The 25,934-nt window shown below is 66.7% G+C and carries 24 protein-coding genes and 1 pseudogene; 14 read left to right on the top strand and 11 right to left on the bottom strand.

Translation table 11 applies throughout. The annotated features are described in order from the left end of the window. The first annotated feature begins 18 nt into the window (after window positions 1-18). The 13 genes from NRB20_RS35920 to NRB20_RS35860 all read left to right on the top strand — a co-directional run bounded on the left by NRB20_RS35920 (window position 19) and on the right by NRB20_RS35860 (window position 12,262). Window positions 19-978, top strand: coding sequence for an aldo/keto reductase (locus NRB20_RS35920; RefSeq protein ID WP_153415924.1), 960 nt, complete (start codon window positions 19-21; stop codon window positions 976-978). Window positions 979-1,188: 210 nt separating this feature from the next. Continuing rightward, complete coding sequence (locus NRB20_RS35915; RefSeq protein ID WP_153415923.1) at window positions 1,189-2,412, top strand: CaiB/BaiF CoA transferase family protein; 1,224 nt, start codon at window positions 1,189-1,191, stop codon at window positions 2,410-2,412. Continuing rightward, a complete protein-coding gene (locus NRB20_RS35910; RefSeq protein WP_319945839.1) occupies window positions 2,409-2,834 on the top strand; it encodes a Zn-ribbon domain-containing OB-fold protein in 426 nt (141 codons plus the stop codon). The genes NRB20_RS35915 and NRB20_RS35910 overlap by 4 nt, the downstream gene beginning before the upstream one ends. Next, the gene (locus NRB20_RS35905) at window positions 2,831-4,027 is read left to right on the top strand and encodes a thiolase family protein (protein ID WP_153415888.1); all 1,197 of its coding nucleotides are present in this window, start codon (window positions 2,831-2,833) and stop codon (window positions 4,025-4,027) included. The genes NRB20_RS35910 and NRB20_RS35905 overlap by 4 nt, the downstream gene beginning before the upstream one ends. A 32-nt stretch (window positions 4,028-4,059) precedes the next feature. After that, the gene (locus NRB20_RS35900) at window positions 4,060-5,529 is read left to right on the top strand and encodes an aldehyde dehydrogenase family protein (protein WP_153415887.1); all 1,470 of its coding nucleotides are present in this window, start codon (window positions 4,060-4,062) and stop codon (window positions 5,527-5,529) included. Between the two features lie 26 nt (window positions 5,530-5,555). Beyond that, entirely contained in the window at window positions 5,556-6,761 is a 1,206-nt protein-coding gene (locus NRB20_RS35895; RefSeq protein ID WP_153415886.1) for an amidohydrolase family protein, read from the top strand. A 1-nt stretch (window position 6,762) separates the two neighbouring features. After that, entirely contained in the window at window positions 6,763-6,975 is a 213-nt protein-coding gene (locus NRB20_RS39140; RefSeq protein WP_319945838.1) for a ferredoxin, read from the top strand. Window positions 6,976-6,991: 16 nt separating this feature from the next. Continuing rightward, on the top strand, window positions 6,992-7,762 hold the full coding sequence (locus tag NRB20_RS35885) for an SDR family NAD(P)-dependent oxidoreductase (RefSeq protein ID WP_153415884.1): 771 nt from the start codon (window positions 6,992-6,994) through the stop codon (window positions 7,760-7,762). A 4-nt stretch (window positions 7,763-7,766) separates the two neighbouring features. Beyond that, window positions 7,767-9,014 carry a cytochrome P450 gene (locus NRB20_RS35880; protein WP_153415883.1) on the top strand — a complete coding sequence of 416 codons (1,248 nt, stop codon included), beginning with the start codon at window positions 7,767-7,769 and terminating at the stop codon, window positions 9,012-9,014. A gap of 19 nt (window positions 9,015-9,033) precedes the next feature. Continuing rightward, window positions 9,034-9,459 carry a nitroreductase family deazaflavin-dependent oxidoreductase gene (locus tag NRB20_RS35875; RefSeq protein WP_319945837.1) on the top strand — a complete coding sequence of 142 codons (426 nt, stop codon included), beginning with the start codon at window positions 9,034-9,036 and terminating at the stop codon, window positions 9,457-9,459. 14 nt (window positions 9,460-9,473) lie between these two features. Continuing rightward, window positions 9,474-10,154, top strand: coding sequence for a TetR/AcrR family transcriptional regulator (locus NRB20_RS35870; RefSeq protein ID WP_319945836.1), 681 nt, complete (start codon window positions 9,474-9,476; stop codon window positions 10,152-10,154). Between the two features lie 12 nt (window positions 10,155-10,166). Continuing rightward, a complete protein-coding gene (locus tag NRB20_RS35865; RefSeq protein ID WP_153415882.1) occupies window positions 10,167-11,237 on the top strand; it encodes a phosphotransferase family protein in 1,071 nt (356 codons plus the stop codon). Then, entirely contained in the window at window positions 11,234-12,262 is a 1,029-nt protein-coding gene (locus tag NRB20_RS35860) for a phosphotransferase (protein ID WP_153415881.1), read from the top strand. Before NRB20_RS35865 ends, NRB20_RS35860 begins: the two co-directional genes overlap by 4 nt. A gap of 83 nt (window positions 12,263-12,345) precedes the next feature. On the opposite strand, the gene NRB20_RS35855 is transcribed toward NRB20_RS35860, so the two are convergent. From NRB20_RS35855 to NRB20_RS35835, 5 genes and pseudogenes are all read right to left on the bottom strand, one after another. Beyond that, a complete protein-coding gene (locus NRB20_RS35855; RefSeq protein WP_153415880.1) occupies window positions 12,346-13,959 on the bottom strand; it encodes an MFS transporter in 1,614 nt (537 codons plus the stop codon). Between the two features lie 48 nt (window positions 13,960-14,007). Further along, window positions 14,008-15,555 (bottom strand): AMP-binding protein, encoded by a 1,548-nt coding sequence (locus tag NRB20_RS35850; RefSeq protein WP_153415879.1) that lies wholly within the window; start codon window positions 15,553-15,555, stop codon window positions 14,008-14,010. 172 nt (window positions 15,556-15,727) lie between these two features. After that, on the bottom strand, window positions 15,728-16,444 hold the full coding sequence (locus tag NRB20_RS35845) for a hypothetical protein (protein WP_153415878.1): 717 nt from the start codon (window positions 16,442-16,444) through the stop codon (window positions 15,728-15,730). 558 nt (window positions 16,445-17,002) lie between these two features. Beyond that, window positions 17,003-18,187 (bottom strand): annotated as a pseudogene (locus tag NRB20_RS35840) (CaiB/BaiF CoA transferase family protein); the annotation flags it as partial. A 2-nt stretch (window positions 18,188-18,189) separates the two neighbouring features. After that, window positions 18,190-19,344 carry an acyl-CoA dehydrogenase family protein gene (locus tag NRB20_RS35835; protein WP_319945835.1) on the bottom strand — a complete coding sequence of 385 codons (1,155 nt, stop codon included), beginning with the start codon at window positions 19,342-19,344 and terminating at the stop codon, window positions 18,190-18,192. 220 nt (window positions 19,345-19,564) lie between these two features. Here NRB20_RS35835 and NRB20_RS35830 point away from each other — a divergent pair, with 220 nt between their 5' ends. Then, window positions 19,565-20,218: a TetR/AcrR family transcriptional regulator gene (locus tag NRB20_RS35830; protein WP_319945834.1), complete on the top strand. Its 654-nt coding sequence runs from the start codon at window positions 19,565-19,567 to the stop codon at window positions 20,216-20,218. 93 nt (window positions 20,219-20,311) lie between these two features. Here the strand turns inward: NRB20_RS35830 and NRB20_RS35825 are convergent, their stop codons facing one another. The 6 genes from NRB20_RS35825 to NRB20_RS35800 form a co-directional block, all read right to left on the bottom strand. After that, the gene (locus NRB20_RS35825; protein ID WP_153415877.1) at window positions 20,312-21,787 is read right to left on the bottom strand and encodes an aldehyde dehydrogenase family protein; all 1,476 of its coding nucleotides are present in this window, start codon (window positions 21,785-21,787) and stop codon (window positions 20,312-20,314) included. A gap of 24 nt (window positions 21,788-21,811) precedes the next feature. Next, window positions 21,812-22,573: an SDR family NAD(P)-dependent oxidoreductase gene (locus NRB20_RS35820; protein WP_153415876.1), complete on the bottom strand. Its 762-nt coding sequence runs from the start codon at window positions 22,571-22,573 to the stop codon at window positions 21,812-21,814. A 175-nt stretch (window positions 22,574-22,748) separates the two neighbouring features. After that, window positions 22,749-23,084 (bottom strand): hypothetical protein, encoded by a 336-nt coding sequence (locus NRB20_RS35815; RefSeq protein ID WP_153415875.1) that lies wholly within the window; start codon window positions 23,082-23,084, stop codon window positions 22,749-22,751. A 10-nt stretch (window positions 23,085-23,094) separates the two neighbouring features. Then, entirely contained in the window at window positions 23,095-24,384 is a 1,290-nt protein-coding gene (locus NRB20_RS35810) for an aromatic ring-hydroxylating oxygenase subunit alpha (RefSeq protein WP_153415874.1), read from the bottom strand. 27 nt (window positions 24,385-24,411) lie between these two features. Beyond that, window positions 24,412-25,602, bottom strand: a complete 1,191-nt coding sequence (locus NRB20_RS35805) for a CaiB/BaiF CoA transferase family protein (RefSeq protein WP_153415873.1) — start codon at window positions 25,600-25,602, stop codon at window positions 24,412-24,414. A gap of 15 nt (window positions 25,603-25,617) precedes the next feature. Beyond that, window positions 25,618-25,934, bottom strand: a 317-nt coding sequence (locus NRB20_RS35800; protein ID WP_264766416.1) for an enoyl-CoA hydratase/isomerase family protein, incomplete at its 5' end; no start/stop codon positions are given.

Below are 25,934 nucleotides of genomic sequence, written 5' to 3'. Positions count from 1 at the left end.
CGACTCAGTCGCCCGAGCCTGCGTGGCTGCCCAGCTGGCGAGGAGTTTGAGCCGATCCTCGGACGCGGTGCCGGGTTCGGCCGTGTAGGTGAGGCGGGTGATGGCTATTTCGGTAGTGAGCTGACCGAGGCCGGGCCGCGGGAGGTCGTGGAGAAGGCGCAATCGAGCGGGTTCACATTGTGGGATACCGCGGTGGTGTATGGGATGGGACGTTCGGAGACGGTCCTGGCTCAGGCGCTGAAAGGCTACGCCCGCAACGAGTATCAGCTGTCGACGAAATTCACTCCGCAGGTCGCGGGCGGCGGCGATGATCCGGTCGCGGACATGTTGGAGCAGAGCCTCGACCGACTGGGCACCGACTACGTGGACCTCTACTGGATCCACAATCCCGCCGATGTGGCCCGCTGGACGCCGCGGCTGATTCCGCTGTTGCGCAGCGGCAAGGTCAAGCATGTCGGCGTCTCGAATCACAATATGGACGAGATCGCGCTCGCCGATCGGATTCTCGGCGAGGCCGGGTTTCGGGTGGAGGCGGTCCAGAATCACTACAGCCTGTTGTACCGGAGTTCCGAGCGCGCGGGCATTCTCGATTACTGCCGCGAACACGACGTGCGGTTCTTCTCCTACATGGTGCTCGAACAAGGGGCGCTGACCGGCAGGTACAACCCCGCTCATCCGTTGCCGGAGGGCAGCAGCCGGGCGGACGTGTACAACGCGATCCTGCCCCGGTTGCAGAAGCTGACGGACAGGTTGGCGGCGATCGGCCAGGACCGAGGCACGTCCGCAGCCAACGTCGCCACCGCGTGGGCCATCGCCAAGGGGACCACTCCGATCATCGGGGTCACGAAGGCGGATTACATCGACGGGTTGGTGCGGGCTCGCGATGTCGAACTCGCGGACGAGGAGATCGCGGAGCTCGAGGCGCTGGCAGACGCCACAGGGGTGGACACGCGCGGGAGCTGGGAGCACGACATGTAGCCGGCCGAACGCCGATGATGTACAACATCGCAAACCCACGGGTTCTGTTGAACCCGTGGGTTTTTCACGTTCATGACCCGTGTACGACCGGGACCGGACCGAGTTTCGGCGGCGAATACCGACCCGTTCCAGCTCCCGACCTGCATCTTTAGAGTTTCGCTTCCATAAAACGAGAGTATTGTTCTACTCTGAGTGAGAATTTGATTCTTGCTGGAGGTGGTTGTGGACTCCGAGGCGTTCACGGGGGTTCGGGTGGTCGAGCTCGCGCAGTGGGTGTTCGTTCCGGTGGCGGGGGCGCTGCTGGCGGACTGGGGGGCGGAGGTGATTCGCGTGGAGCGGCCTACCGGGGATCCTTATCGGCAGTTGGCGACGCAGCGGATCGGGGCGGATAGCGATGGGGTGAATCTTTCTGTGGCGCTTGCCAATCGGGGGAAGCGGTCGGTGTCGATCGATCTGGGGACCGCGCGGGGGCGGGAGTTGCTGCACGAGTTGCTCGCGGGGGCGGATGTGTTTCTGACGAACTTTCGGCCGGGGGCGTTGGAGCGGCTCGGGCTCGATGCGGAGCGGTTGACCTCGCGGTATCCGCGTTTGGTGTACGCGCGGGGGCACGGGTTCGGGGTGCGGGGGCCGGGGGCGGACAAACCCGGGTACGACTCGTCGGCGTTCTGGGCGCAGGGTGGGGTGGCGCATGTGCTCACGCCGCCCGAGCGGGATTATCCGATCAGTCAGCGCGGGGCGATGGGTGACCGAAACGGCGCTCTCGCACTGGGATTCGGTATTTCGGCCGCGCTGCTGCGGCGGGAACGCACCGGCAGTGGCGGCATCGTGGACGTCTCGCTGCTGGCGAGTGCGATGTGGATGCTGTCCTCGGATGTGCTGGCCGCGCTGTCGGGTACTCGGCCGCGCGCGGTGTCGGGCCGGGGTGGTTCGGTGAACCCGCTGGTGGGTAGCTATCGCACCAAAGACGGTCGGCACATTCAGCTGGTGTTCCTCGAATCGGATCGGTACTGGGCCGATTTCTGCCGGTTGATCGGACGGACGGAGCTCATCGAGGATCCACGTTTCGTCGACTTGGCCGCTCGCGGAACGAATCTCGCGGAGTGCGTGGCCGAACTCGAGGCCGAATTCGACAAACGGACGTTCCAGGAGTGGAAGGATCTGCTCGCGGATCTGGATGCGCCGTGGGCCCCGGTGCAGGCCGTGGAGGAGTTGCTCGACGATCCGCAGGTGCGGGCCAATCAGTACGTGGGGCAGGTCGAACTCGAGGACGGGCGGACCTACTCGCTGCCGACGGGGCCGGTGCAACTGGACGAGCATCCCCCGCAGTTGCGGCGGGCTCCCGAACACGGTGAGCACACCGAACAATGCCTACTCGACCTGGGCTATTCGTGGGACCAGATCATCGAACTCAAGGATGCGGGGGTCATCCCGTGACGCGCCCGCTGCCGGTCCCGGACGAGACCTCCGCCGAGTACTGGGCCGCGGCCGCCCGGCACGAACCGGTCATCCCCCGCTGCGCCCGATGTGACGCGTATTCCCTTCCGCCCGAGGCGATCTGCCGACACTGCGGTTCGACATCGCCGGAATTCCGGTTCGACCGCGTCAGCGGGGACGGCGTGATCCGGTCGTGGACAACGGTGCATCGAGCGACTCTGACCGGGTTCGCCGACCAGGTGCCGTATCTGCTCGTCGATGTCGAACTGGCCGAGCAACCCGATCTGCGCATGATCGGGCGGTTGCTGGATGGCCCGAACAATGGTGTGCATCAGGGTGATTCGGTTCGGATAGCGTTCGAGGACGTCGGCGAGGACACCGCGATCCCCGCATTCGTCCTCGCCACGACGGAACGACGATGACCGGCCGGTTCCGTGCGGGCGGCACGGTGGCCGTGGTCGGATTCGCGCACAGCGAGGTCCGACGACACTTCGACCGGCCCCTCGGCTCGGTCACCGTCGACATCGCACGCGCGGCAATCGCCGATGCCGGACTGACACCGGCCGACATCGACGGATTCGTCGCTGCCGCACTGTTTCCCACGGCCGGGGCGCACGCGGTTCAGGACGGCGTGAGCACGGTGACGGCGGGCTGGCTGGCACAGCGGATCGGCTCGGAACCCCGCTATGTCGCGGGATTCCAAGGCATCGGCCAGATGCCGGGTTCGGTCGCCATGGCGGTCAACGCGATCGCCGCCGGGGCCGTGGATTACGTTGTGCTGCACCGTGCTCTGCACAATCCGTCCGGCGGTTACCACGACGACCCGGTCACCGCGATCTCCGGTGCGCAGCAGTGGACCGCGCCGCAGGGGTACAGCGGCCCGCTGTCGATGATCGGGTTGCCCTACAACGAATATCTCCAGCGGTACCGGGCCGATCCGGCGGCCATGGCGAACGTCGTCGTGGAGGCCCGCCGCAACGGCGCGGAACTGCCCTGGTCGTACTGGTATCAGCGGCCGATCACCACCGCGGAGTATCTGGCCGCGCCGATGATCAGCGATCCGGTGCGTCGCCTGGACTGCGATATCCCGGTCGACGGCGTGGCCGCGTTCGTGCTGACCTCCGCCGAGCGCGCCCGCGATCTGCCGCACCATCCGGTGTATGTCGCGGGCTACGCCAGTAGTGCAACGAATCCACCTCGCCTGCAATCACATTGGCCGCTCGACGACATCATGGACGGGGGCGCGGCCACCGCGCGACGCCTCTGGGAAGCGACCGGCCTGAGCCCCGCCGACGTGGACCTGCCGCAGTTGTACGACGGATTCTCCCCCTTCGTCTACTTCTGGCTCGAATCGCTGGGCCTGTGCCCGGTCGGCGAGGCGCACCGCTTCGTCCAGGACGGCGGCATCGATTCGACCACGGGCCTGCCGGTGCTGTCCGGCGGCGGCGCGCTGGGAACCGGTCGGATGCACGGCATTCCGCAACTGCTCGAGTGCTATCTGCAACTGTCCGGACGCGCGGGCTCCCGGCAGCGCGAACACGCGACGGTCGGCCTGGCCTGTCAGTCCTCCCCGCATTACGGCGGTGCCGTGCTCTACACCAGTGAGCCGCTATGACCTTGTGCGGCAACGACAAAGGAGATCAGAACATGGCGGAGATCCTGGCCGAGCGACGATCGTATGTGGCCGGTCGATGGGTGACGGGTGAGACTCCGTTCGAGGTGTGGAATCCGGCGGACGAGTCCGTGGTCACCGCACTGCCCTGCACGCCGATCGCCGAGATCGAACGGGCGGTGCTCGAGGCCCGGCGGTCGTTCGACAGCGGCGCGTGGGCCGCCACCGCACCGAAAGACCGTGCGCGCGTGCTGCATACGTTTCTCGATCGGCTCGAACAGGACCGTGAGGCGCTGGTCGCCACCCTGGTCGCCGAGGCCGGGCAGCCGCTCGCCTTCGCCGAACGATCCCAGTTCCTGTCCGGAATCATGTTGGCTCGCAACACCATCGACCTGTATCTGTCGATGCCCGAGGAACAGGCCAATCCGGTTCCGGTGGACGAGTTGACGCGCGGCCGGGTCGCGCTGAGTATCCGCCGTTACGAACCCGTCGGCGTGGTCACCGCGATCACGCCCTACAACGCGGCGTTCATCATGGCCTTGCAGAAGATCGTCCCGGCGCTGCTCACCGGCAATTCGGTGATCCTGCGGCCGAGTCCGCTCACTCCTGTCTCCTCGCTGATCTTCGGCGCGGCAGCCGAGGCCGCCGGACTGCCGCCCGGGGTGTTCGGTGTCGTCGTAGAAGCCGGATCCGCGGGCGCGGAGCTGCTGACGAGTCATCCTGCGGTAGATATGGTTTCGTTCACCGGGTCGACGGCCATCGGTGCCGTGATCGCCGCCCAGGCCGCGCCGACGATCAAACGGGTGGCATTGGAACTCGGCGGCAAATCGGCGCAGATCTACCTGCCCGACGCGGTATCCAGGGCCGGCGCCGGGGCGGCTGCGGTGGTCGGCGGGATGGCGGGACAGGCATGTGTCGCGGCCACCCGGATGCTCGTCCCACACGAAGCCAAAGAGCAAGTACTGGAACAGGTTTCAAAGGTATACGCTGGCCTGAAAGTCGGCGCACCGACCGATCCGGCGACCTCGCTGGGCCCGGTGATCAGCGCCGCCCAACGCGCCCGCTGCGAACACATCATCGCCGAAGCCGTGGCGGCGGGCGCGACCGTACGCCAAGGCGGCCGACGCCCACCGGAATTCGAGCGCGGCTACTACTTCCAACCGACCGTTCTCGACCTACCCGACAACTCCAATCCCGCTGCGCAGCAAGAGATATTCGGCCCGGTGCTGTCGGTGATCGGCTACCGCGACCTCGACGACGCCGTCACCATCGCCAACGATTCCCGCTACGGCCTGTCCGCCCAGGTCTACAGTGCCGACCCTGCCGCCGCGACCGCCGTGGCCCGCCGCCTGCGCACCGGCGCGGTCAACGTCAACACCGCCGTATTCAGCGCCTACGCCCCCAGCGGCGGCTACAAGCACAGCGGCCTGGGCCGCGAGCGGGGCCCGGACGGCATCCGCGCCTTCCAGGAAGTCAAACATCTGGCCATCGGCGAATTCCGGTGACCGCCAACCCATCCGAAGGAGGACCCATGTCCGCACTGTCCCTCGACTGGCTGATCTCGGTCGACGACCACATCCTCGAACCCGGCAACCTGTGGACCGATCGGGTGCCGCGCGCGGACCGCGAGCGCGCCCCGCATCTGGAGATGGGCGCGGACGGCATCGACTGCTGGGTCTACGACGGCAAACGCTTCCCCAGCTCGGGCCTGAGCGCTGTCGCCGGGAAGTCCAAGGAGGAGTTCAGCCCGAAACCCCTGCCCTACAGCGAGATGCGCGCGGGCTGCTACGACGCGACGGCCCGCCTCGAGGATATGAATCGCGCGGGAATCCTTGCCTCCCTGTGCTTCCCGACCGTCACCCGGTTCTGCGGCCAGCTCTTCTCCGAGGCCAGCGATCGCGATTTCGGCCTGGTCTGTCTGAAGGCGTACAACGACTGGATGATCGAGGAGTGGTGCGGCGCTGCGCCCGGCCGCTACATTCCGCTGGTGCTGATCCCGCTGTGGGATCCGAAACTCGCCGCCGCCGAACTCGAACGCTGCGCCGCCAAGGGCGCGACCACCTTCGCCTTCTCGGAAAACCCCGCGCCCCTGGGACTTCCGACGATCCACGACACCGGCGGCTACTGGGATCCGGTGATGGCCGCCGCGAACGATCTGGACATGGTCGTGTCGATGCACGTCGGCTCGTCCTCGACGGTGCCGCAGATCGCCCCCGACGCGCCGTTCCTGGCGAATCTGGCCTGGGGCGCCACCCGCACCTCCGGGGCCATGCTGTCCTGGCTGTTCAGCGGCATGTTCCAGCGGTATCCGAAGCTCAAGATCGCGCTGTCCGAGGGCGAGATCGGCTGGATGCCGTACTTCCTCGAACGCGCCGAACAGGTGCTGGACAAGCAGCGGCACTGGGTCAAGAAGGGGATGAAATGGGGTGATCACGCCGCGAGCCACCACATCGACCTGGATACGCTCGATATCCGGGAGACGTTCCGCGAGCACGTCTTCGGCTGTTTCATCGAGGACACCCACGGCATCGCCAGTATCGATGTGATCGGCGAGGACAACATCATGTGCGAAACCGATTATCCCCATTCGGATTCCACCTGGCCGAACTGTATCCGGACGGTGCGGGGCATCATCGCGCATCTGCCCGAGCAGACGCAGTACAAGATCCTGCGCGGCAATGCCGAACGGCTGTACCGCTTCACCCCCGCCGAACCTCCGGTTCTCGCCGGAGTCTGAGGTGACGGACTGGACCGTCCGGGTGGACCGCCTCGCCTGCCTGGGCTGCGGGGTCTGCCTGGACTACGCGCCGCGCAGCTTCGTGCAGGACGAGGACGGGCAGGCGGTGCTGCGCGAACCGCCCGGCGACGAGCTGGACCGGATCCGCGAGGCGGTGGGCGCATGTCCCACGGGCGCACTGGAATTGGTGATCGGCGGCACGAATGCCGAGTGACGAGAGTGAATATCGAATGATGCTCGAAGGTAAGGGCACGGTGGTGACCGGGGCCGGATCCGGGGTGGGTGCGGCCTCGGCCCTGCGGTTCGCCGCCGAGGGTGCCCGGGTGCTGTGCGCGGACATCCGGCTCGAGGCGGCCGAGGAGACCGCGCGGGCGATCGAGAAGGCCGGTGGCACAGCGGTTCCCATCGCCCGTGATGTCGCCGACGAGGACGAGGTGGTCGCGATGATCGCCACGGCGGTCGAGCAGTTCGGCCGTCTGGACGTGATCTACAACAACGTCGGCGTGCCGACCCCGCGACTGGGCTCGAAACTCGAGGACCATACGGCCGAAGACTTCCAACGACTGTTCGCCATCAACGTGGGCGGGGTGTTCTTCGGCTCCAAACACGCTGTGGCACAGTTCAAACGACAGGGCGACGGCGGCGTGATCATCAACACCGGCTCGGTGGCGGGACTCGTGGCCTGGGGTGGCGCGGTGTATGCCGCCACCAAGGGCGCTGTCCATCAGCTGACCAAGGCCGTCGCGATCGAGGGCGCGCCGTTCGGTATCCGCGCCAACGCGATCTGCCCGGCGGGCATGCCGTACACCGGGTTCATGGCCGCCGGTGGTCTGTCCGGAGATACGGACGCGGTCGCCGAGCGCACCGCCGCGAATCATCCACTGGGCAAACCGATCACCGCCGAGGACTGCGCCGAGGCCGCGGTGTTTCTGGCCTCCGAGCGCGCCGCGAACATCACCGGCGTACTGCTGCCGGTCGACGGCGGATATGTGGCGAGGTGAGATCATGTCCCCTGCAACACAATTGGACCGGGATCGGGTTCGCGAACTGTTCGACCTGCGCGGCTCCTATCTGATCCAGACCGGCGGCGACTACGAGGACGATCCGTATCCGATCTGGCATCGGCTCCGCGCGCAGGCGCCGGTGCAGCCGGGCACGGTGCACGAGTTGACCGGATATCCGCGCCAGGCGGTCTTCCACGGGCTGCCCGAACCGGATCGCGAACATTTCTCCGCATTCGGTTTCGCCGCTTGCGATTCCGCGTATCGCAATCCGGAGGTGTTCGTCTCCGCTCCGCATCCGGTGGACCCCAATCAGGGTCCCGTGGGCGCGAGCAACAGCATGCTCGCGATGAACGGCATCCAGCACCGCCGATATCGAGCGCTGGTACAGCCGTCGTTCACCCCCGCGAACGCCGGGTGGTGGATCTCGCACTGGATCGAGCGGACCGTCCACGAACTCATCGATGGCTTCATCGATGCGGGCCGCGCGGAACTCAACGTCGATTTCTGCGCGGCCATCCCGGTCCTGACCATCACCGGCAGTTTCGGTGTTCCGGTCGATCAGGCATTGGAGATCCGGGCGGCGCTGCACCGGCCGGACCGGGTGGTGGAACTGATCGGTCCGCTCGTGGCCGCGCGACGCGAATCCCCGTGCGACGATCTGCTCAGCGTCCTGGCGCAAGCCGAACTTCCAGGCGAGGACGGCACGCCGGAACGGCTCACCGATGCCGAAATCCATTCGTTCGCAGTGCTTCTGCTCACCGCGGGCTCGGGCACCACCTGGAAGCAGATGGGCATCACCCTGACCGCGTTACTCCAGCGACCCGAACTCCTGGAAGCGATCCGGGCCGATCGCACGCTGCTGCGCCCGGCCATCGACGAGGCGTTGCGCTGGCAGCCGACCGATCCGATGTTCTCGCGATATGTCATGCGGGACATCGACTTCCACGGCGTCCACCTTCCCGAGGGCGCGGTGCTGCACCTGGGCGTGGCCGCCGCGAACCGCGATCCGGCGCGCTGGCCGGACCCCGATGTCTACGACATCACCCGAAAACCCCGCCCCTCCTTCGCATTCGGCAGCGGCGCACACGCCTGCCTGGGCATGCACGTGGCCAAGGCCGAAATGGCGACCGGCATCGGCGCACTACTGGACCGGCTGCCGAATCTGCGCCTGGACCCCGACGCCCCACCGCCGCGCGTCATCGGCCTGTACGAGCGCGGCGCGACCGAAATCCCCGTGCTGTTCGGCTGACCAACCCCCTGGAGGCACCGTGCCCTACCAACCACCCGATATCACCCTGCGGGGTACCGAACACGTCGAGAAATACCGGGAGACCGACGGCGAGATCGGCTACACCTGGAACGGCGTGCCGATCCTGCTGCTGACCACCACCGGCCGCAGGACCGGCACGCGGCGCACCTCCGCACTCATCTACGGACGCGACGGCGCGGACTACCTCGTCGTCGCCTCCACCGGCGGCGCGCCCCGGCATCCGGCCTGGTACCTCAACCTGTGCGAGCAGCCCGAGGCCGAGATCCAGGTCAAGGCCGAACACCTGCGGGTGCGCGCGTCCACCGCGAGCGACGCCGAGCGCGACCGGCTGTGGCGCCTCGTCACGGCATACTGGCCGAACTACGACGTCTACCAGGAACGCACCCGCAGGGTGATCCCGGTGGTCACGCTCAGCCCCGTCTGAAAGGCAGGTCCGCAGTGGTCGACTCGGAATCCTCGGTCGCGCACGACACCCCCGCATGGGCCGATCGCGCCGCGGCGCGGTCCCGTTCGGTGCAACGGTCGCGCATCCGCAGTATCGAACAGGCGCAGACCATCGTCGCCGCGGCCCGCCGCCTGCTCGAGACCGAGGGTTCGGGTTTCACCACCCAGCAGCTGTCCAAGGAGGCCGGTATCGCGTTGCAGACGTTCTACCGGCATTTCGCGAGCAAGGATCAACTGCTGCTCGCGGTGTTCGAGGACTTCCTGATCGAGGCGTCGGCCCGGCTCGCCGAGGCCGCGCGGGACATCCCGGATCCGGTGTCCCGCTTGCGTTTCTACATCTCCTCGACGCTGCGTTCGCTGGACGGCACCCACCGCGCCGCACCGCGATTCATCACCGCCGAGCACTGGCGGCTGTATCAGCTGTTCCCGACCGAGATGGCCGGCGCCAATCAGTCCTTCGCCGATCTGATCGAACAGGAACTGCGCACCGCCACGCAGCAGCAACTGCTGCACTCCGCCGATCCGGCCGCCGACGCGTGGCTGGCGACCAAACTCGTCATGTCGGTGTACCACCACTACGCCTTCGCGCCCACGCCCGCCGATACCGGCGAGATCGGCGAGCGGCTGTGGTCATTCTGTCTGGCCGCCTTCGGCGGCCATCTCCCCGAGAGGTAATGGTGCCGCGCAATGGAGCAAGCACCCGTATTTTCCAAAGGCCGTGATCTCGACGCCGCCCTGGAAGCCCTGCGCCCCTGGCTGGCCGCGCGGCTCGAGGTGGCGCGGGTCGAGATCGATCCGCCCGGTTATCCCAAGGGTGCGGGCGCGTCCAACGAAACCCTGCTGATCCGCGCGCACGCCGGTGGCCGCACCGAGGACTACGCCGTGCGGATCTCCCCCGGTCCGGAACATCAGATGTACTACGAACCCCGGTTCCGGCTGCAATACGACATTCTGCACGCGCTGTTCGGAAGCTCCGAAGTCCGTGTGCCCGAACCACTCTGGTTCGAATCCGATCCCATGATCCTGGGCAGGCCGTTCTATGTGATGCGGCGCATGCGGGGGCGGGTGCCGGTGAGTATGCCGGTGTACAACGCCTCGGGGTGGCTGTTCGAAGCCACTGTCGCGCAACGCCGGACGCTGTGGGAGGACTCGATGCGGCAGCTGGCCGCGATCCATCGGGTGCCGGTCGCGCAGGTGGCGTTCGTGGACCGGCCCGAGCACGGTGCGTCGGGGGACGAGCAGCAGCTGTCGTACTGGCATGCCTACGCGGACTGGGCTTTCGGGGAGAAGACCCCGGAGGTGGCGGTGGCGTTGTTCGAGTGGCTCGAGGCGCATCGGCCGCGCACCTGCGCGCCCGGACTGTCCTGGGGTGATGCCCGGATCGGGAACATCATGTACGACAACGACTTCCGGGTGCTCGGCGTGATGGACTGGGAGCAGGTCTCACTCGCCGGACCCGTGGCCGATCTGGCCTGGTGGCTGCTGTTCGACGAATCGCTGTCGGCGGGGCAGGGCATACCGCGTCTCGAGGGTCTGGGCACTCGCGAGGAGACGATCGCGCTGTGGGCCGAATCCACCGGCCGCGCAACGGATGAGCTGCATTGGCACGAGGTGTTCGCCCGGTTGAAGGTCGGGCTGCTGAGCCTGCACAGCCGTCGTTCGCTGCCGCCGATGGCGGCTACCAGTACCCGGCACTTCTCGTATCTGCATCACGCGTGTGAGTTGGCTGATCTCGTTGTGCCCGAGGTGATTCGATGAAGAACACCGCACCTTACGACGAGGCGGTGGTGCTCTCACCGCAATGGCTCACCGAACTGTTGGGCGCGAAGTATTCCGGGGCCGTCGTGACCGGTACCGAGGTCGTCGAGCGGCTGGAAACCGTGGCCACGAAGGTACGTTTCCGGGTCGAGTACGCCGAGCCGACCGACGCACCCACGGCCTTGTGCGCGAAAGGCTATTTCAATCCCGCACTCCGCCGCGGCACCCGCACCGAGGCCGACTTCTATTCCCTTGTCGCCCATCATCTCCCGCTTCGAACCCCACCGTGCGTCCATGCCGCCGTAGACGAAGACACCGGCCACGCGCTGGTGGTGATGCACGATCTGGTCGCCGCCGGAGCCCATTTCCTGGATCCGCGCGTCGGATACGGAGCCGAGCAGGCCGCGGCCACACTCGATCAGCTCGCGGCCCTGCACGCGGCAACCTGGAATGGGAAACTCCCTGTGCTGGAAGGGAATTTCCCGCCTCGCCCGGTCTCGCTGTCAAAATACCTGACCGTCGATCAACTGCAATCCCAGCTCGATGACGGCCGCGCACAGGCGATCTCGACGAAGACGCACAGCGCCGACCGGCTCATCGCGGCGATGGGCACGATCGGCGCACTGTCCCAGGAGGCAGGCACCTGCCTCGTGCACGGCGATCTGCACACCGGCAATATCTACCAATTCCCCGACGGCAGTCCGGGTTTGATCGACTGGCAGGTCGTGCAGCACGGAGTCTGGGCCCTGGACGTCGCCTACCATCTGGCGACCGTCCTGCACCCGGACGACCTCGCCGAACACGAACGCGAACTGGTCGACCGCTACCGAGACCGCCTGGCCGCCCACGGCGTCACCCCGCCCGACCGCGACCGCGCCTGGTGGCTGTATCGCGCACTCCTGCCCTACGGCCTGTTCATGTGGGCGATCACCCGCGCGGTCGACCGCCCGATCATCGAACATCTCACCGACCGTCTCGCCCGCGCGGTCGAACGTCATCGCAGCCTGGATCTGCTCGGCGTATAAAATGCTGTGCCCGTTCTAATACGAACGGGCACAGCACTATTCGATACAGTAGAGCTGCCGCCCGAGGACGGCAGCTCTTTCCGTCACTCTCCGCCCGTAGCCGGTTTACGCCCGTGCCGCATCAACACCGCGATCACCAGGGCAACAGCGGTAGTCCCGACCATCACCCAGAAACTGTCGGTATACCCACGATCGGCGAACACCTGCGGAATCACCTGCGTCGTCGTATGACCCGCGACGTCGATATGCGCGACAACCGGATTGTTGTTCAACAGCGCCGTGGTCACCGCCATCGCCGCCCCGGTACCCAAACTCATTGTCACACCGAGCATTCCACTGCTGATCCCCTGCTGCTCCGGCGGCACCGCCTCGACGATGAGCGACGGCAACGCGGCATACAGGAACCCGAACGCGATACCGGACAGCCCGTACAACACCAGATAGGTGACCACGCTGTAATCCGAAACAGCGAACCCGATCGCCGACACCGTCAACAACGCGAAGGCAATGATCGACGGTAGCCGTCCACCGATCCGGCGGATCAGCACTCCGGCGAAGGGACCCACGACCATCCCGATCGCCCCGGCCCACATGCCGATGTGCACCGCGTACTGCACCATGCCGTACCCGTTGCCGTAGCTGTACCCGGGATCCAGCAGCACGCGAATCATGTTGAGCGGTATGGGATGTCCCGCCGCCGCCGCGTGCGCGGCGGTGCCCTCGGCGATCTGCCCGCGCAACGTCGCGCTGTCGGGCGTCTGCGTCATGTACCCCAGCGCCAGCGGTTGTACCGCGGTAATCCCGATCCCGATGACCGTCATCAGCAACACGATGCTGACCTTGGGATTGAGCAGCAGCCGCATATCCATGATCGGCCGCGCCACCCGGCGTTCGACCACGACGAAGGACATCAGCAGGAGCAGCCCGACGATCAGCCACAGCAGACTGCTCACCCGGGTCCAGCCCCAGTTCTGCCCGTTGTCCAGATACAGCAGCGTCAGCAACGCACCACCCGACAGCAGTATCGCGCCGAACGGATCGATCCGATCCCGCAGTCGCACAGTCGTTTCCGGCACCAGCCAGATCACCAGCGGAGTCAGCACCACGGTGAAGATCGCCAGGAACCAGAACATCGACCGCCAGTCGAAGTGATCGACCAGCACACCGCCGATCAGCGGTGCGGCCACGCCGGAGAAGCCCACACCGGTCCCGATGAAGCCGAGCCCGATCGGAACATACTTGCGCGGCAACAGATCTCGCACCAGTCCGTAGGAGATGAACTGGGTGGCAATGGCGAACGCCGACAGTCCGCGCCCGATCAGGAATATGGTCCAGTTGCTGGTCAGCGCGCAGATCACCGATCCGATGAGGAACAGCCCGCCGCACACCAGCAGCATGCGTTTCTTACCCCAGATATCGCTGGCCTTGCCGAGAACCGGTGTGGCAGCGGCGCCTACGAGCCCGAGGATGATCACCGCCCAGTTGATATTGCCGCCGACGGTGGGGAACGTCTTGGTCATCTTCTGCAATGCGGCGGCGACCATCGTGTATTGCAGCGGTGAGATCTCGGTGTAGAGGACGATCACCGTGAGTATGACGCCGATGCGGAATTTGGAGGCGTCGTCGAGTCGGGTCGCGCTGTGGGTGATCGGTGCGCCGGTGTCGTCCGGCACAGGACTGGTCTCGATTGCGGACATGGGTGTCTCCCGGAAGGAATGGAACGAACGGCGAAGGGACGCCGGGAATTACGCGGAATGCAGATTCCGGCGCAGCAGGAATTTCTGGACCTTGCCGCTCGCGGTGCGCGGGAATTCGGTCACGATGTGCATCTCCTCGGGCCATTTCTGTTTGGCCAGACCGGCATGCGCGAAATGCGCGCGCAGATCCTCGAGGGTGGGGGCGGACGCGCCCTCGGTCAGCCGCAGGATCGCGGCCACGTGCTCACCCATCCGGGTGTCGGGCGCGGCCACCGCGGCGGCCTCGGCCACCCCGGACATGGTGATCAGGACGTCCTCGACCTCGAGCGCGCTGATGTTCTCACCACCGCGAATGATCAGGTCGGTGGTGCGGTCGGTGATGGTGAGGTAGCCGTCGGCGTCGAGTGCGGCGATATCGCCGGTGTGGTACCAGCCCTCGGCGTCGAATCGCGCGGTGGTGAGCGCGTCGTCGGTGTAGCCCAGGCACAGATCCGGTCCGCGACTGAGGATTTCGCCGTCCTCGGTGACCCGCACCTCCACGCCGTGCGCGGGGCAGCCGTCGGTGTAGATCCGCTTGTCGCGTGAATCGGTGTACTCCGAGACCGTCATCGACGGATGTTCGGTGCTCCCGTAGGACCGCGCGACCTCGATCCCCAGCGCCGTGAGCCGCTCGACGACCGCGACCGGCACCGGCGCACCGCCCAGTCCGGCGTATTTGATCAGCGCCAGATGTTCGGGGGTGAAGTTCGGATGATCGATCAGGCTGGTCATGTAATACGGCACGCCGCCGCCGACCGCGATGCCGTACGTCGTCATCAGGTCCAGCACCTGCGCCGGATTCCAGGTGTCGACCATATCGATGGTGCTGCCCTCGAGCACCGGGACCAGGAATGCGCTCAGCATGCCGATGAAATGGCCGACGGGCGCGGTGATGAGTTGCGGGGTCAGGTCCGCGGGACGACGCGCGGTCATCTGCCGGGTTTCGAACAGCAGGGTGCGATGGCTGTGGACGACGCCCTTGGGCGCGCTGGTGGTGCCGGAGGTGAAGGCGATCAGCACCGGGCCGGCCGGATCCACCGCCGCCCGCTCCCGCCACGGCTCGTCGGCGAGCAGGGCTTCGAAGGCGGTGTCCGGATCACTGCCGCCGACGACGCCCACCACCGGCACCTCGGCATACACCTCGGGATCGTAAGTGCGCGAACCGAATCGGTCGGTGGTGAGGAATGCCTGCGGCCGGACCGAGCCGAGAATGTGGCGCACCTCCCGGGGCCCGTAGATGTGCACGATGGGCACCACCACCGCACCGAGCAGCGAGGCCGCCCAGAACGCGGCCGCGGCCTCCATCCAGTTCGGCAGCTGGAACGCGACGGTGTCCCCGGCGCTGACGCCGCGGGCGCGCAGACCACCGGCCAGGCGCCGCGCCACCAGCTCGACGTCGCCGAAGGTGCCCGTCCACGGCCGGGCGGCGGAATGCACGCGGAACTCGGTGTCCGGTGCGGCGGCCAGTCCTCGGGTGAGCAGATCCGCGATGGTGTCGGCGGTCCACCACCCCTCGCGTTCGTACCGTGCGACCAGATCCGGGGGAATGACACGCATAGTCGAGCTCCAATGCCCTGCACGACGGTCCGCGGCTCGATCCGCCGCGCCGTCGAGGTGATACGAGACGCCGGGCATTCGTCCCGGCGAAGCCCCAAACCGAGAGTGGGACTCTAATCGAGAGTAGAACGTGCTTCTCGTTCTCGAGAGCGAATCGACAGGAAATGGAGAACTATCGGTCGGATTCGGTGGCGGCGAGCCGCCGCGCGCGCCGGGTGATGTCGATGACCACGGCATCACGGTCCTGCTCAGGACGGATTTCGAGGCTCATCGGATCGACCGGGATGTCCCGCCCGCGCGGCCGGGATCCCAGCTGCACCAGATCGCCCGTGACGCCGTGCGCCGGACCGCGGCGGTGGAAGGTCTCGACATCGGCGAAGGATTCGGACGGTTCCCCGGCCAGGGTCAGCGCGTTGGCCTTGAACGCCCGCGCGGCCGCGGACAACCGGTGCTCGATACCGCGCGCGCGTCCGTCGCACCGGCCCCAGAACATGATCTCCTCGGCATGGGCCTCGAGATTGGCCGTCACGCCCGCGCGCACCCGGTCGTCGGAGTCGAATACCGTTGCGGCCACGACGAGTTCGTGCGGCCAGATGGGCGCGGGATTCGGCGGGGAACCGAGCGCGTCCTCCAGATTCAGCACGATCGCACCCAGGAGTTGCAGCGGCGCCGGATTCACCAGATCCGGCACCATGACGGTGACCTCCCAGCCCGCCATCGTCCGATCGAAAACCCAGCCGCCCACCGAGTGCACGGCATCGATGACGTTCGACGCGAAAATCGCCACCCGGTACCGCAGCCGGTGCCGACAGGCGTGGGCGCGGGCGTCGGCGGCCGAGCGGATCGCGCGCACACCGGGTTCGACGGTATCGAGGGTTCGAGCAACCATATGTGTTCCATCCGGTTGATGAGTGCCAAGTCTTCGCCGCCTCGACGGTCGGCGTCAGGTCCCGGTCGAGCCGGGTGGGAGGAGCCTGACGGCGGGCTGCACCGTATTCCTCCTCGAAGCAAACCTACTAACTCTCAAGTAGGTTGGTCACTACGATAGAACGACTACCGCTGATGTGACAAGGCTCTCAACCAAGATCTTTGAATACCGCTTGGACCAGCGCGGATAGGGTCGAGTGCGGCTGTGACGTTCGGCCCTGGCGTCGCGCGGGAGGATGTGATCCGGAGCGTCGCGTGGGAGTCAGTGCCGGCCATCGTGCACCCGTTCGGAGTCGCCTGTCGCGGCATCGGGCGCGGCTGTCATCGCACCCGACCCGCCTGTCGTGGCATCCAGCTCGTCTGCCATCGCACCCGATTCGACTGCCGTCACACCCGACCCAGCTGCCATCGCACCCGATCCGACTGCCGTTGCACCCGCCCCGGCTGCCGTCGCATCCGCCCCGGCTGCCGTCGCATCCGCCCCGGCTGTCGTCGCATCCGCCCCGGCTGTCGTCGCATCCGATTCGCCTGTCAGAGAGTCTGATTCGCTTGCCGGGGAGAGGAATTCCGCATACAGAGCGGCGGTGTGCTGCCCGGGGCGGGGCACCGCGCCCATCACGGGCCGCCAGGTGTCGGATTCGACCGGTGGGACCAGCGCGCGCATATTTCCGCCTGGGATGTCGACCGTGCGCCAGCGATCGCGAGCGGTCAGCTGAGGGTGCCGGGTGAATTCGGCGGGGGTGCGCATGCGGGCGTTGGCGATACCGGCGTGGTCGAGTAATTCCAGGACCGCGTCGGTGTCGCGGGTGGCGAATTCCGTCTCGAGCAGTTCGGTCAGCTCCGCGTCGTGGACGACGCGATCGGGGTTGGTGCCGAAACGCGGATCGTGTTCGAGTTCCGGGCGGCCCAGCACCCCGCGGCACAGCGACGCCCATTCGCGTTCGTTCTGGATACCCAGGAACACAGTGCCATCCGCGGTTCGATAGGGGCCGTACGGCGAGATCGAGGGGTGTTTGGCGGCGGTGCGGCGCGGGGCCGGTTCGCCGTAGGAGAAGTAGGCGGGCTGGCTCATCCACTCCCCCAGCGCGTCGATCATCGCCACGTGCAGGCTCGCACCGGTTCCGGTGTGCGTGCGGTCGTAGAGCGCGGTGAGAATACCGCTGTAGGCGTACATTCCGGTGGCGATATCGGCGAAGGAAGCGCCCGCCTTCGCCGGGACGTCCGGAGTTCCGGTGGACATCACCAATCCGGTTTCGCATTGCAGCAGTAGGTCGTACGCCTTCTTGTCGCGATAGGGGCCCTCCGGTCCGTAGCCGGAGATCGAGCAGTGGATCAGCTCGGGGCGGCTCGCGCGCAGGGTCGCCGCGTCCAGGCCGAGACGTTCGGCGGCACCGGGAATCAGGTTCTGCACGAACACATCCGCGCCCGCCAGCATGGCATCCAGCAGGCGTCGATCGCCGGGCTGCTTCACATCCAGCTCGACGCTCTCCTTGCCGCGATTGAGCCAGACGAAGTAACTGGACTCCCCGTCGACGGCCTTGTCGTAACGTCGGGCGAAATCGCCGCCGGGACGTTCGATCTTCACCACCCGCGCGCCCAGATCGGCGAGCTGCCGGGTCGCCAGCGGCGCGGCCACGGCCTGTTCCAGGGTCACCACGGTGATCCCGTCCAGCGGGCCGCGCGGTGGAATTCGGTTGTCGGGCATGGTTATCGGGCCTTGTTCCGCTCGATCAGCTGCCGGGCGATGACATTGCGCTGGATCTCGTTGGTGCCCTCGCCGACGATCATCAGCGGGGCGTCGCGGAAGTAGCGTTCGACGTCGAATTCGGTGGAATAGCCGTATCCGCCGTGGATGCGCACGGCGTTCAACGCGATCTCCATCGCCGTCTCGGAGGCGAAGAGTTTGGCCATCCCGGCCTCCATGTCGGCGCGCTCGCCCGAGTCGTAGCGCCGGGCCGCGTAGTGCGTAAGTTGCCGTGCGGCAGTCAATTTGGTGGCCATATCGGCCAGGTAGTGCCCGATCGCCTGATGCTGCCAGATGGGTTTGCCGAAGCTCTCCCGCTGCTGCGCGTACTGGATCGCGTCCTCGAGCGCGGCCCGGCCCACCCCCAGCGCCCGGCACGCGACCTGGATGCGGCCGATCTCGAGGCCCCGCATCATCTGCGAGAAACCACGTCCGGTCTCGCCGCCGAGCACCGCCGACGCCGGGACCCGCATATCGTCGAATGTCAGTTCACATGCCTCGACGCCCTTGTATCCGAGTTTGGGCAGATCGCGCGAGACGCTGAAGCCGGGACCGTGCTCGACCAGCAGGATGCTGATGCCGCGGTGCGCGGGTTGCGCGGCCGGATCGGTCTTGCACAGCAGCGCCACCAGGCCGGAGCGGCGCGCGTTGCTGATCCAGGTCTTGGAACCGTTGATCACATATTCCTCGCCCTCGACGCGCGCGGTGGTGCGCAGGGCCTGCAGATCCGAGCCGCCGCCGGGCTCGGTCAGGGCCATCGTGGCGCGCAGTTCGCCGGTCGCCATGCGCGGCAGATAGCGGTCCTGCTGTTCGCGAGTTCCGAAGTCCACCAACAGTTTCGACACCACCGTGTGCCCGCCCATGGCCCCGGCCAGGGACATCCAGCCGCGCGCGAGTTCCTCGGTGACCGCGGCGTAGCAGGGCGTGGAGACGCGGCCGTCGCCCCAAGGTTCGGGGACGGCCAGCCCGTAGATGCCGATCCGTTTCATCTGTTCGATGAGCTTCTCGGGATAGGCGTTCGCGTGTTCGAGTTCGCGCACCGCGGGCCGCACCTGCTGATCCACGAAATCCCGCACGACCGCGACCAGCGCGGTTTCCTCCTCGTTCAGCTCGTCCACGTTCCGGCATCCTCTCCCTCGGCAGCGTCCAGCACGGATCCCGCGACGAGTCCGCCCTTTCATCATCGAATCTGATGACATCGGGAGGGAAATGCCGATTCGTGATGGACCGATGCCGCGCGGGTATGGTGCGCGGAGGAAACGGAGCAAGAATGCGACATCACATTCTCCGGTACAGTGCAACAATGTTCTGCACATATGACAAGGAACAGGATCATCGGTGACAAGCCCCATCGAAGAGCCGGGCTGGAAACAGCGGGCGGTCGAGCGGTCGCTGCGGACCGCCAAGATGCGAGCCGAGCAGCGGGTGCAGCGCTTCCTCGATGCGGCGCAGGCGCTGATCACCGAGAAGGGCAGCACCGACTTCACCGTGCAAGAGGTCGTGGACCGGTCCAAACAGTCGCTGCGTAGCTTCTACCTCCAATTCGACAGCAAACACGAACTGCTGCTCGCGTTGTTCGAGGATTCCCTGGTCCGCACCGCCGACCAGCTGCGCGTCGCGGCCACCAACGCCACGGACCCCGTAGACCGCCTCCGCATCGTCATCGAGCTCCTGTTCGAGCTGTGTCGTCCCGACCCCACCGCCCGCCGCCCGTTGTTCACCGACTTCGCGCCGCAACTGCTGCTCACCCACCCCGCCCAGGTGAAACTCGCCCACGCCCCCGTGCTGATGCTGTTCACCGAACTGCTGGACGAGGCCGCCCAGGGCGGACAACTCCGCCAGGACGTCATCCCCCGTCGCATGGCCGCCATGGTCATGCAGACGGTGATGTTCAGCGCGCAGTCCGCCGAGGATCCGGAGAACGAGACGCAGTATCCGGTGACGGGCGCGGAAGTGTGGGACTTCTGCGCGCGCGGATTCGCCGAGAAGTAGGCGTTCGGTCACGAAACCATGCCGGTACTCCGGATTCCGTTTGTCGCGCAACGAAATCCGGAGAACCCGCGCGCAGGTTCCGGGCGGCACAGCTCAGCCGAGTATGGACGCCAGGGTCTTTCGTTCCAGGAATTCCTCCAGGCCCGCGACGCCCATTTCGCGGCCGATGCCGGAGTGTTTGTAGCCACCGAAGGGGGCGTCGGGGAAGAAGTAGTTGCCGCCGTTGATGCTGAAGGTGCCGGTGCGGACGCGGCGGGCTACCGCGAGGGCGCGGTCGTGGTCGGCGCTGAAGACCGCGCCGGACAGGCCGTAGGCGGAGTTGTTGGCGATGTCGATGGCGTCGTCGTCACCGTCGTGGGCGATCACCGACAGCACCGGACCGAAGACCTCCTCCTGGGCGATTTCGCTGTTCGGGTCGACGTTCGCGAGCAGGGTCGGCTTGTAGAAGTAGCCGGGGCCGGCCTTCTCCCCGCCGGTCACCAGCGTCGCGCCCCCGGCCACCGCGCGCTTGACCAGGCCGTCGACCTTGTCGCGCTGGGCCTCGCTGATCAGCGGGCCCATATAGGTTTTGCGGTCGTTCGGGTCGCCGAAGCGCACCCGGGCCATATTGGCGGCGACCAGGTCGACGACGGTGTCGTGGTCCGCGCGCGGCACCAGCAGACGGGTGGTGAGCGCGCAGGCCTGTCCGGCGTTGAGGGTCGCCGCGAAGGCCGCGTACTGGCCGACGCCCTGGTAGTCGGCGTCGTCGAGGGCGATCGCGGCGGATTTGCCGCCGAGTTCCAGGAAGACGCGTTTGAGGCCGTTTCCGGCGGCGGACATGATCGCCCGGCCCACCGCGGTCGAGCCGGTGAAGGTCACCAGGTCCACGTCGGGGTGGATGGTCAGCGCCTCGCCGACCGGAACCTGTTGGGAGGAAAGGATATTCACCACGCCCGGCGGGATGTCGGTGTACTTCTGGATGAGCTCGCCCAGGGCCAGGGTGATCAGCGGGGTCGCCGGGGCGGCCTTGAGCACCACCGTGCATCCGGCGGCCAGGGCGGGCGCGAGCTTCGCCAGCGCCAGCTGATTCGGGTAGTTGTAGGCGATGATCGCCGACACCACGCCCGCGGCTTCCTTCTCCACCCAGCGCCGGTGCTGCTGGCCGAGATATTCGACCGGGCCCAGATCCTCGGTGAAGGAGTACGTCTTCAGCAGATCGGCGTAGTACCGCACGATCTTGATCGGATCCTCCAATTGCGCTGCGCGCGTGAGGGACAGCGTCGCGCCGACCTCGGCGATGGTGAGTTCGCGCAGTTCCTCGACGTGGTCGGTCAACGCCCGGTGCAGTTGTTCCAGGCACCGGATGCGCAGGGCGACATCGGTGGCCCAGGGGCCGTGGTCGAACGCCTCCCGCGCCGCGGCGATGGCGAGGTGGGCGTCGTTGACGGTGGCGTCGGGGGCGTGGCCGACCAGCGCCTCGGTGGCGGGGTTGTAGGACGGATAGGTTCGTTCGGTGTCGACGAGTCGGCCGCCGATCAGCAGGCGCCGATCGGCCTTCGCCTCGACCACAGCCGCCGGGTTCGTGCTCATGGTTGTCTCCAAAGCTGTTGGTACTCAGGTATTTCGGCCACCGTTGACGCCCAGCACCTGCCCGGTGATGTATCCGGCCTCCTCGGAGACCAGGAATGCGCAGGCCGCGGCGATGTCCTCGGGTCTGCCCGCGCGTCGCACGGGCGTCAGTTCGGCGTGGTGATCCACTGTGCCGCCGAGCAATCCATGACTCTCGGAATTGCGCAGCATCGGGGTGTCCACGAAACCGGGCGGAATCGTGTTCACCGTGATCCCCGACGGACCCAGTTCCAGCGCAAGGGATTTCGTGAATCCGATGACGCCCGCCTTGGCCGCGACATAGTGGCTCATGAACTGCTGGCCGGAGTGCGCGCTCGAGGAGGAGATGTTGACGATCCGCCCCCAGCCCGCGGCCAGCATGTCCGGCACGGCCGCCTGGCAGCAGTAGAACGTGCCGTCCAGGTTGACCGCGAGGGTCCGCCGCCACACCTCATCGGTGATGTGCTGGAACTTCTTGAATCCGGTCAGGCCCGCGTTGTTCACCAGGACCAGCACCGGCCCGAATTCCGCCCGCACCCGCTCGAACGCGGCGTCGACCTGGGCACGCGAAGAGATGTCGACCTCACCGAATGCCGCCGCCGAATGTCCCGCCGCCCGGATCTCCTCGGCGACCAGCTTGGCGGATGTTCCGTTCAGGTCCAGGATCGCTACCTGAAACCCGTTGGCCGCCAAGCGATGTGAGATCGCCCGGCCGATCCCGGAACCACCCCCGGTCACCACGGCGACCCGCCCGTCCCGCTCGCTCATACCGCACCCGCACTGACCGTCGACCTCGGCGGGACCGCATCGTCCGATCGCACCGCACGAACCTCACCGACATTCCGCTCGAGCACGCACGCATCGGCTGTCCGTTCACGCATGCGACCGTCTCGCCCGCCGGTCATGGTCCTGAGTTCGGAAACCTGTTGTCCCATAACCATTCTCACACCACAGGCTCGGAGACGGTGTCGAAGAACGACGCGCCGGAATCGGGGATGCGGGGCTGTTTGAACACGTTCACCGGGTAGGAGACCATCACCAGCGAATACATCAGCCGCAGCAGCTGGGTTTCGGGGTCGGGCAGGTCGTTCAGATCGAACGTGTTGAGGTGCTCGATGGCTTCCTCGGCGCGCGGGGCGATGGCGTCGTAGAAGGCGTCGAGTTGTTCGATGGTGCTGGCCAGGCGGGTGTCGTAACGCTCCTGGCGGGTCGCCTTGGCCCAGGTCTCCACCCAGGGCTCGAGTTCGCTGAATGCTGCGGGGAGAACGGCGGTCGTCATCGTCGGGCTCCTATTTCTGGTCGAGGGTCTGGTGGGCGGTCACGGTGTCCCGGATGACCTTGTGGAAATTGCGGATCATCAATTCCTGATCCGACAGGTGGAACTGCCGGTTCGCGCCGGTCGCCAGCGCCGAATGGGTGGCCTCGACGGTGTTCGAATCCTGCATGGCGAATTCGATGGTGGTCTGCGCGGTCATCTCCTGCGCCAGCCGTTCCGCGGCATTGCGCGGCGGGGTGAAGTAGATGTCCAGCTCGTAGGTGTGCGAGTCGACCGCTTCGGGCCAGTACTGGTAGGTGATGTAGAAATTGCGGGCCCAGATCTGCACCGAGAAGTTCGGGAACAACCAGTAGGCGTCGTTGCCCCAGGACTTGATCCGGCCCGGATTCAGCACGTCGGGCAGGGGGCCGAGGTCGGCGACGTCGTCGGGGCCGAAGAGCCCGGCGCGCAACAGTTTGTAGACCCAGCGCTGATCGCGTTTGGCGGGGCCGAGTTCACCGGGCGCGCGCGGGGGCAGCTGCGGCGGGCCGGGCACCGAGTTCAGCATGTGCGAGGTGAACAGGTCGTAGTAGTACGCGTCGGGCGGCGGGACCAGTTTCTCGGCCTTCGCCACGTCCGGGTTGATGAACCGGCCGTGCACGTACGGCGGGTGGTACCACTCCAGAATCGTGTCGATGGACAGCTTCCAGTTGCCCTTGACCCGGGTCTTGTAGGCGTAGCGCTCGGTCATCTTCTCGAACGGATAGCTTTCCACCGCAGTGAATTTCGGTCCCAGGAAGGTGCGCAGCGGCTGGGCGTGCGGATCGAAGTTCACGAAGATGAAGCCGGCCCAGGTGTCGCAGTGCAGCTCCGGCATGCCCAGCGCGCCCTTGTCCAGATCGAAGAACTGGTCCTCGTTGGTGACGTGGTCGACCTTGCCGTCCAGGCCGTAGCGCCAACCGTGGTACTTGCAGGTGAACACGCGGCACGAACCCGCGGTCTCCTCGGCTGGATGTTCCTGCCACACCACCTTGTTGCCGCGATGCGCGCACACATTGTGCAGGGCCTTGGCGGTGCCGTCGGCCTGCCGCACGATCACGATCGAGCCGAGGCCGGGCAGTTCCCGCGTGAAATAGCTGCCGGTGCGCGGAAGTTGTTCCATCCGACCGACTTTCAGCCACGATCGCTTGAACACCGCCTCCCGCTCGGCGTGGAAGAACTCCTCGGACACCGCGTCGTCGTAGTCGACCGGGCCGGTGCCCAGCTCCGGATATTCGGGCGTGAACTTGCCGCGCCCGGTGGTGAGTTTTTCCTGAATTGCCATGACACAACCTTTCTGAGTTGTCGTGGTTCAGATGACCTTCGCGTCGCGCAGGTGGGCGATCTGTTCGGCGGTGCGGTGCAGCAGCGTGCCGAGGACCTCGTCGGTGTCGGCACCCAATTCGGGTCCGAGCCAACGGATTTCGCCCGGGGTTTCGGAGAGTTTGGGTAACACGTCCGGCACCGACAGCGGGCCGATGCGCGAATCGGTCCGGGTGATGGTGCCGCGGTGGGTGAACTGCGGGTCCCCGAAGATGTCGGCGATCGAATTCAACGGGCCCGCAGGCACTTCGGAGTCGCGGCAGCGTTCGAGGACCTCGTCCCGGGTGAGGGTAGCAACCCAGTCCGCGACCAGCGCGTTCACCTCGTCGCGGGCCGCGAGACGAGATGCCTTGGGGCCGAATCGATCCGGAGCGGCCAGTTCGGGTCGGCCCATTGCCTTGGACAATCGGGCGAACATCTCGTCGTTGGAGCACGCGATGGCGATCCAGCGATCGTCCGCGGTGCGATAATGACTGTGCGGCACCACATTCACGGTGTCCGCGCCCATGCGCTCCCGCACGAAGCCGAATTGCTGGTAGGCGGGGGCGATTTCGTCCAGCACCCGGAAGATCGACTCGTACAGCGCGAGATCCACACACTGACCGCGGCCGGTCACCTCCCGGGCCCGCAGCGCCAGCAGCACGCCGATCACACCGTACAGGCCGGTCAGATAGTCGCCGAGCGAGGTCGATCCGGGGGTGACCGGAGTGCCGTCCGGCTCACCGGCCAGCAGCGACAGCCCGGCGTAGGCGTGCGCGACCCGGGCGAACCCGGGTTGGTCGGCCAACGGCCCGGACTGCCCGTACGCCGAGACCCGCAGCATGATCGCGCGCGGATTGAGCCGCCGGATATCCTCGTAGCCCAGATCCCACCGTTCCATCACCCCGGGGCGGAAGTTCTCGATCACCACATCCGCGCCGATGATCAACTCCCGCAACAGTTCCCGGCCGCGCGGATCGCCGAGATCCAGGGTGATCGACCGCTTGTTGCGGGCCTCGCTGAGCCAGACCAGGGTGTCGCCGCAGTCGGTTTCGGTGCCGAAGCGGCGCAGGTGATCGCCCGTGCCGGGGCGTTCGACCTTGATGACCTCGGCCCCGAACTCACCCAGCACCGTGGCGCAGTACGGTCCGGCGATGTAGGTGCCCAGATCCAGGACCCGGATCCCGTCCAGCGCGTGCATGATGTACCTCGGAATCTATTGCGCGTCAGGCTGGTCGGGGGTGGACCAGGGGTTGTCGTCCCAGGCCCGGTCCAGCGGTTCCATCCGGCCGCCGGCCGGGAAGAAGCGACGCTGGGCGTAGGTCTCGAAGCCGATGCCCTGGCCCATCTGGTCCAGGAAGGCGCGTTTGAGTTCGTGGGTGAACAGCTGGCGGGTGTAGCGCAGTGTCAGCGGCGGGCGCTTCACGAGTTCGCGGGCGAGTTCCCAAGCCCGGTCCAGCACTTGATCTTTCGGCAGCACCTCGGCGACCGCGCCCCAGTCCAGCGCCTCGCGGGCGGCGAGTTTCTTACCGG

The sequence above is a fragment of the Nocardia macrotermitis genome (assembly GCF_009604405.1).
In the GTDB taxonomy this organism is placed as follows: domain Bacteria; phylum Actinomycetota; class Actinomycetes; order Mycobacteriales; family Mycobacteriaceae; genus Nocardia; species Nocardia macrotermitis.
Note: the sequence above shows the minus strand (reverse complement) of the source record. Positions and strands in the feature narration are given on the sequence as shown.

Excerpts from the sequence above, each read along its gene's own strand:
- NRB20_RS35905 (WP_153415888.1), top strand. The coding sequence starts at position 2,831 with ATGACCGGCCGGTTCCGTGCGGGCGGCACGGTGGCCGTGGTCGGATTC.
- NRB20_RS35900 (WP_153415887.1), top strand. The coding sequence starts at position 4,060 with ATGGCGGAGATCCTGGCCGAGCGACGATCGTATGTGGCCGGTCGATGG.
- NRB20_RS35895 (WP_153415886.1), top strand. The coding sequence starts at position 5,556 with ATGTCCGCACTGTCCCTCGACTGGCTGATCTCGGTCGACGACCACATC.
- NRB20_RS35885 (WP_153415884.1), top strand. The coding sequence starts at position 6,992 with ATGATGCTCGAAGGTAAGGGCACGGTGGTGACCGGGGCCGGATCCGGG.
- NRB20_RS35880 (WP_153415883.1), top strand. The coding sequence starts at position 7,767 with ATGTCCCCTGCAACACAATTGGACCGGGATCGGGTTCGCGAACTGTTC.
- NRB20_RS35865 (WP_153415882.1), top strand. The coding sequence starts at position 10,167 with ATGGAGCAAGCACCCGTATTTTCCAAAGGCCGTGATCTCGACGCCGCC.
- NRB20_RS35860 (WP_153415881.1), top strand. The coding sequence starts at position 11,234 with ATGAAGAACACCGCACCTTACGACGAGGCGGTGGTGCTCTCACCGCAA.
- NRB20_RS35855 (WP_153415880.1), bottom strand. The coding sequence starts at position 13,959 with ATGTCCGCAATCGAGACCAGTCCTGTGCCGGACGACACCGGCGCACCG.
- NRB20_RS35850 (WP_153415879.1), bottom strand. The coding sequence starts at position 15,555 with ATGCGTGTCATTCCCCCGGATCTGGTCGCACGGTACGAACGCGAGGGG.
- NRB20_RS35845 (WP_153415878.1), bottom strand. The coding sequence starts at position 16,444 with ATGGTTGCTCGAACCCTCGATACCGTCGAACCCGGTGTGCGCGCGATC.
- NRB20_RS35825 (WP_153415877.1), bottom strand. The coding sequence starts at position 21,787 with ATGAGCACGAACCCGGCGGCTGTGGTCGAGGCGAAGGCCGATCGGCGC.
- NRB20_RS35820 (WP_153415876.1), bottom strand. The coding sequence starts at position 22,573 with ATGAGCGAGCGGGACGGGCGGGTCGCCGTGGTGACCGGGGGTGGTTCC.
- NRB20_RS35815 (WP_153415875.1), bottom strand. The coding sequence starts at position 23,084 with ATGACGACCGCCGTTCTCCCCGCAGCATTCAGCGAACTCGAGCCCTGG.
- NRB20_RS35810 (WP_153415874.1), bottom strand. The coding sequence starts at position 24,384 with ATGGCAATTCAGGAAAAACTCACCACCGGGCGCGGCAAGTTCACGCCC.
- NRB20_RS35805 (WP_153415873.1), bottom strand. The coding sequence starts at position 25,602 with ATGCACGCGCTGGACGGGATCCGGGTCCTGGATCTGGGCACCTACATC.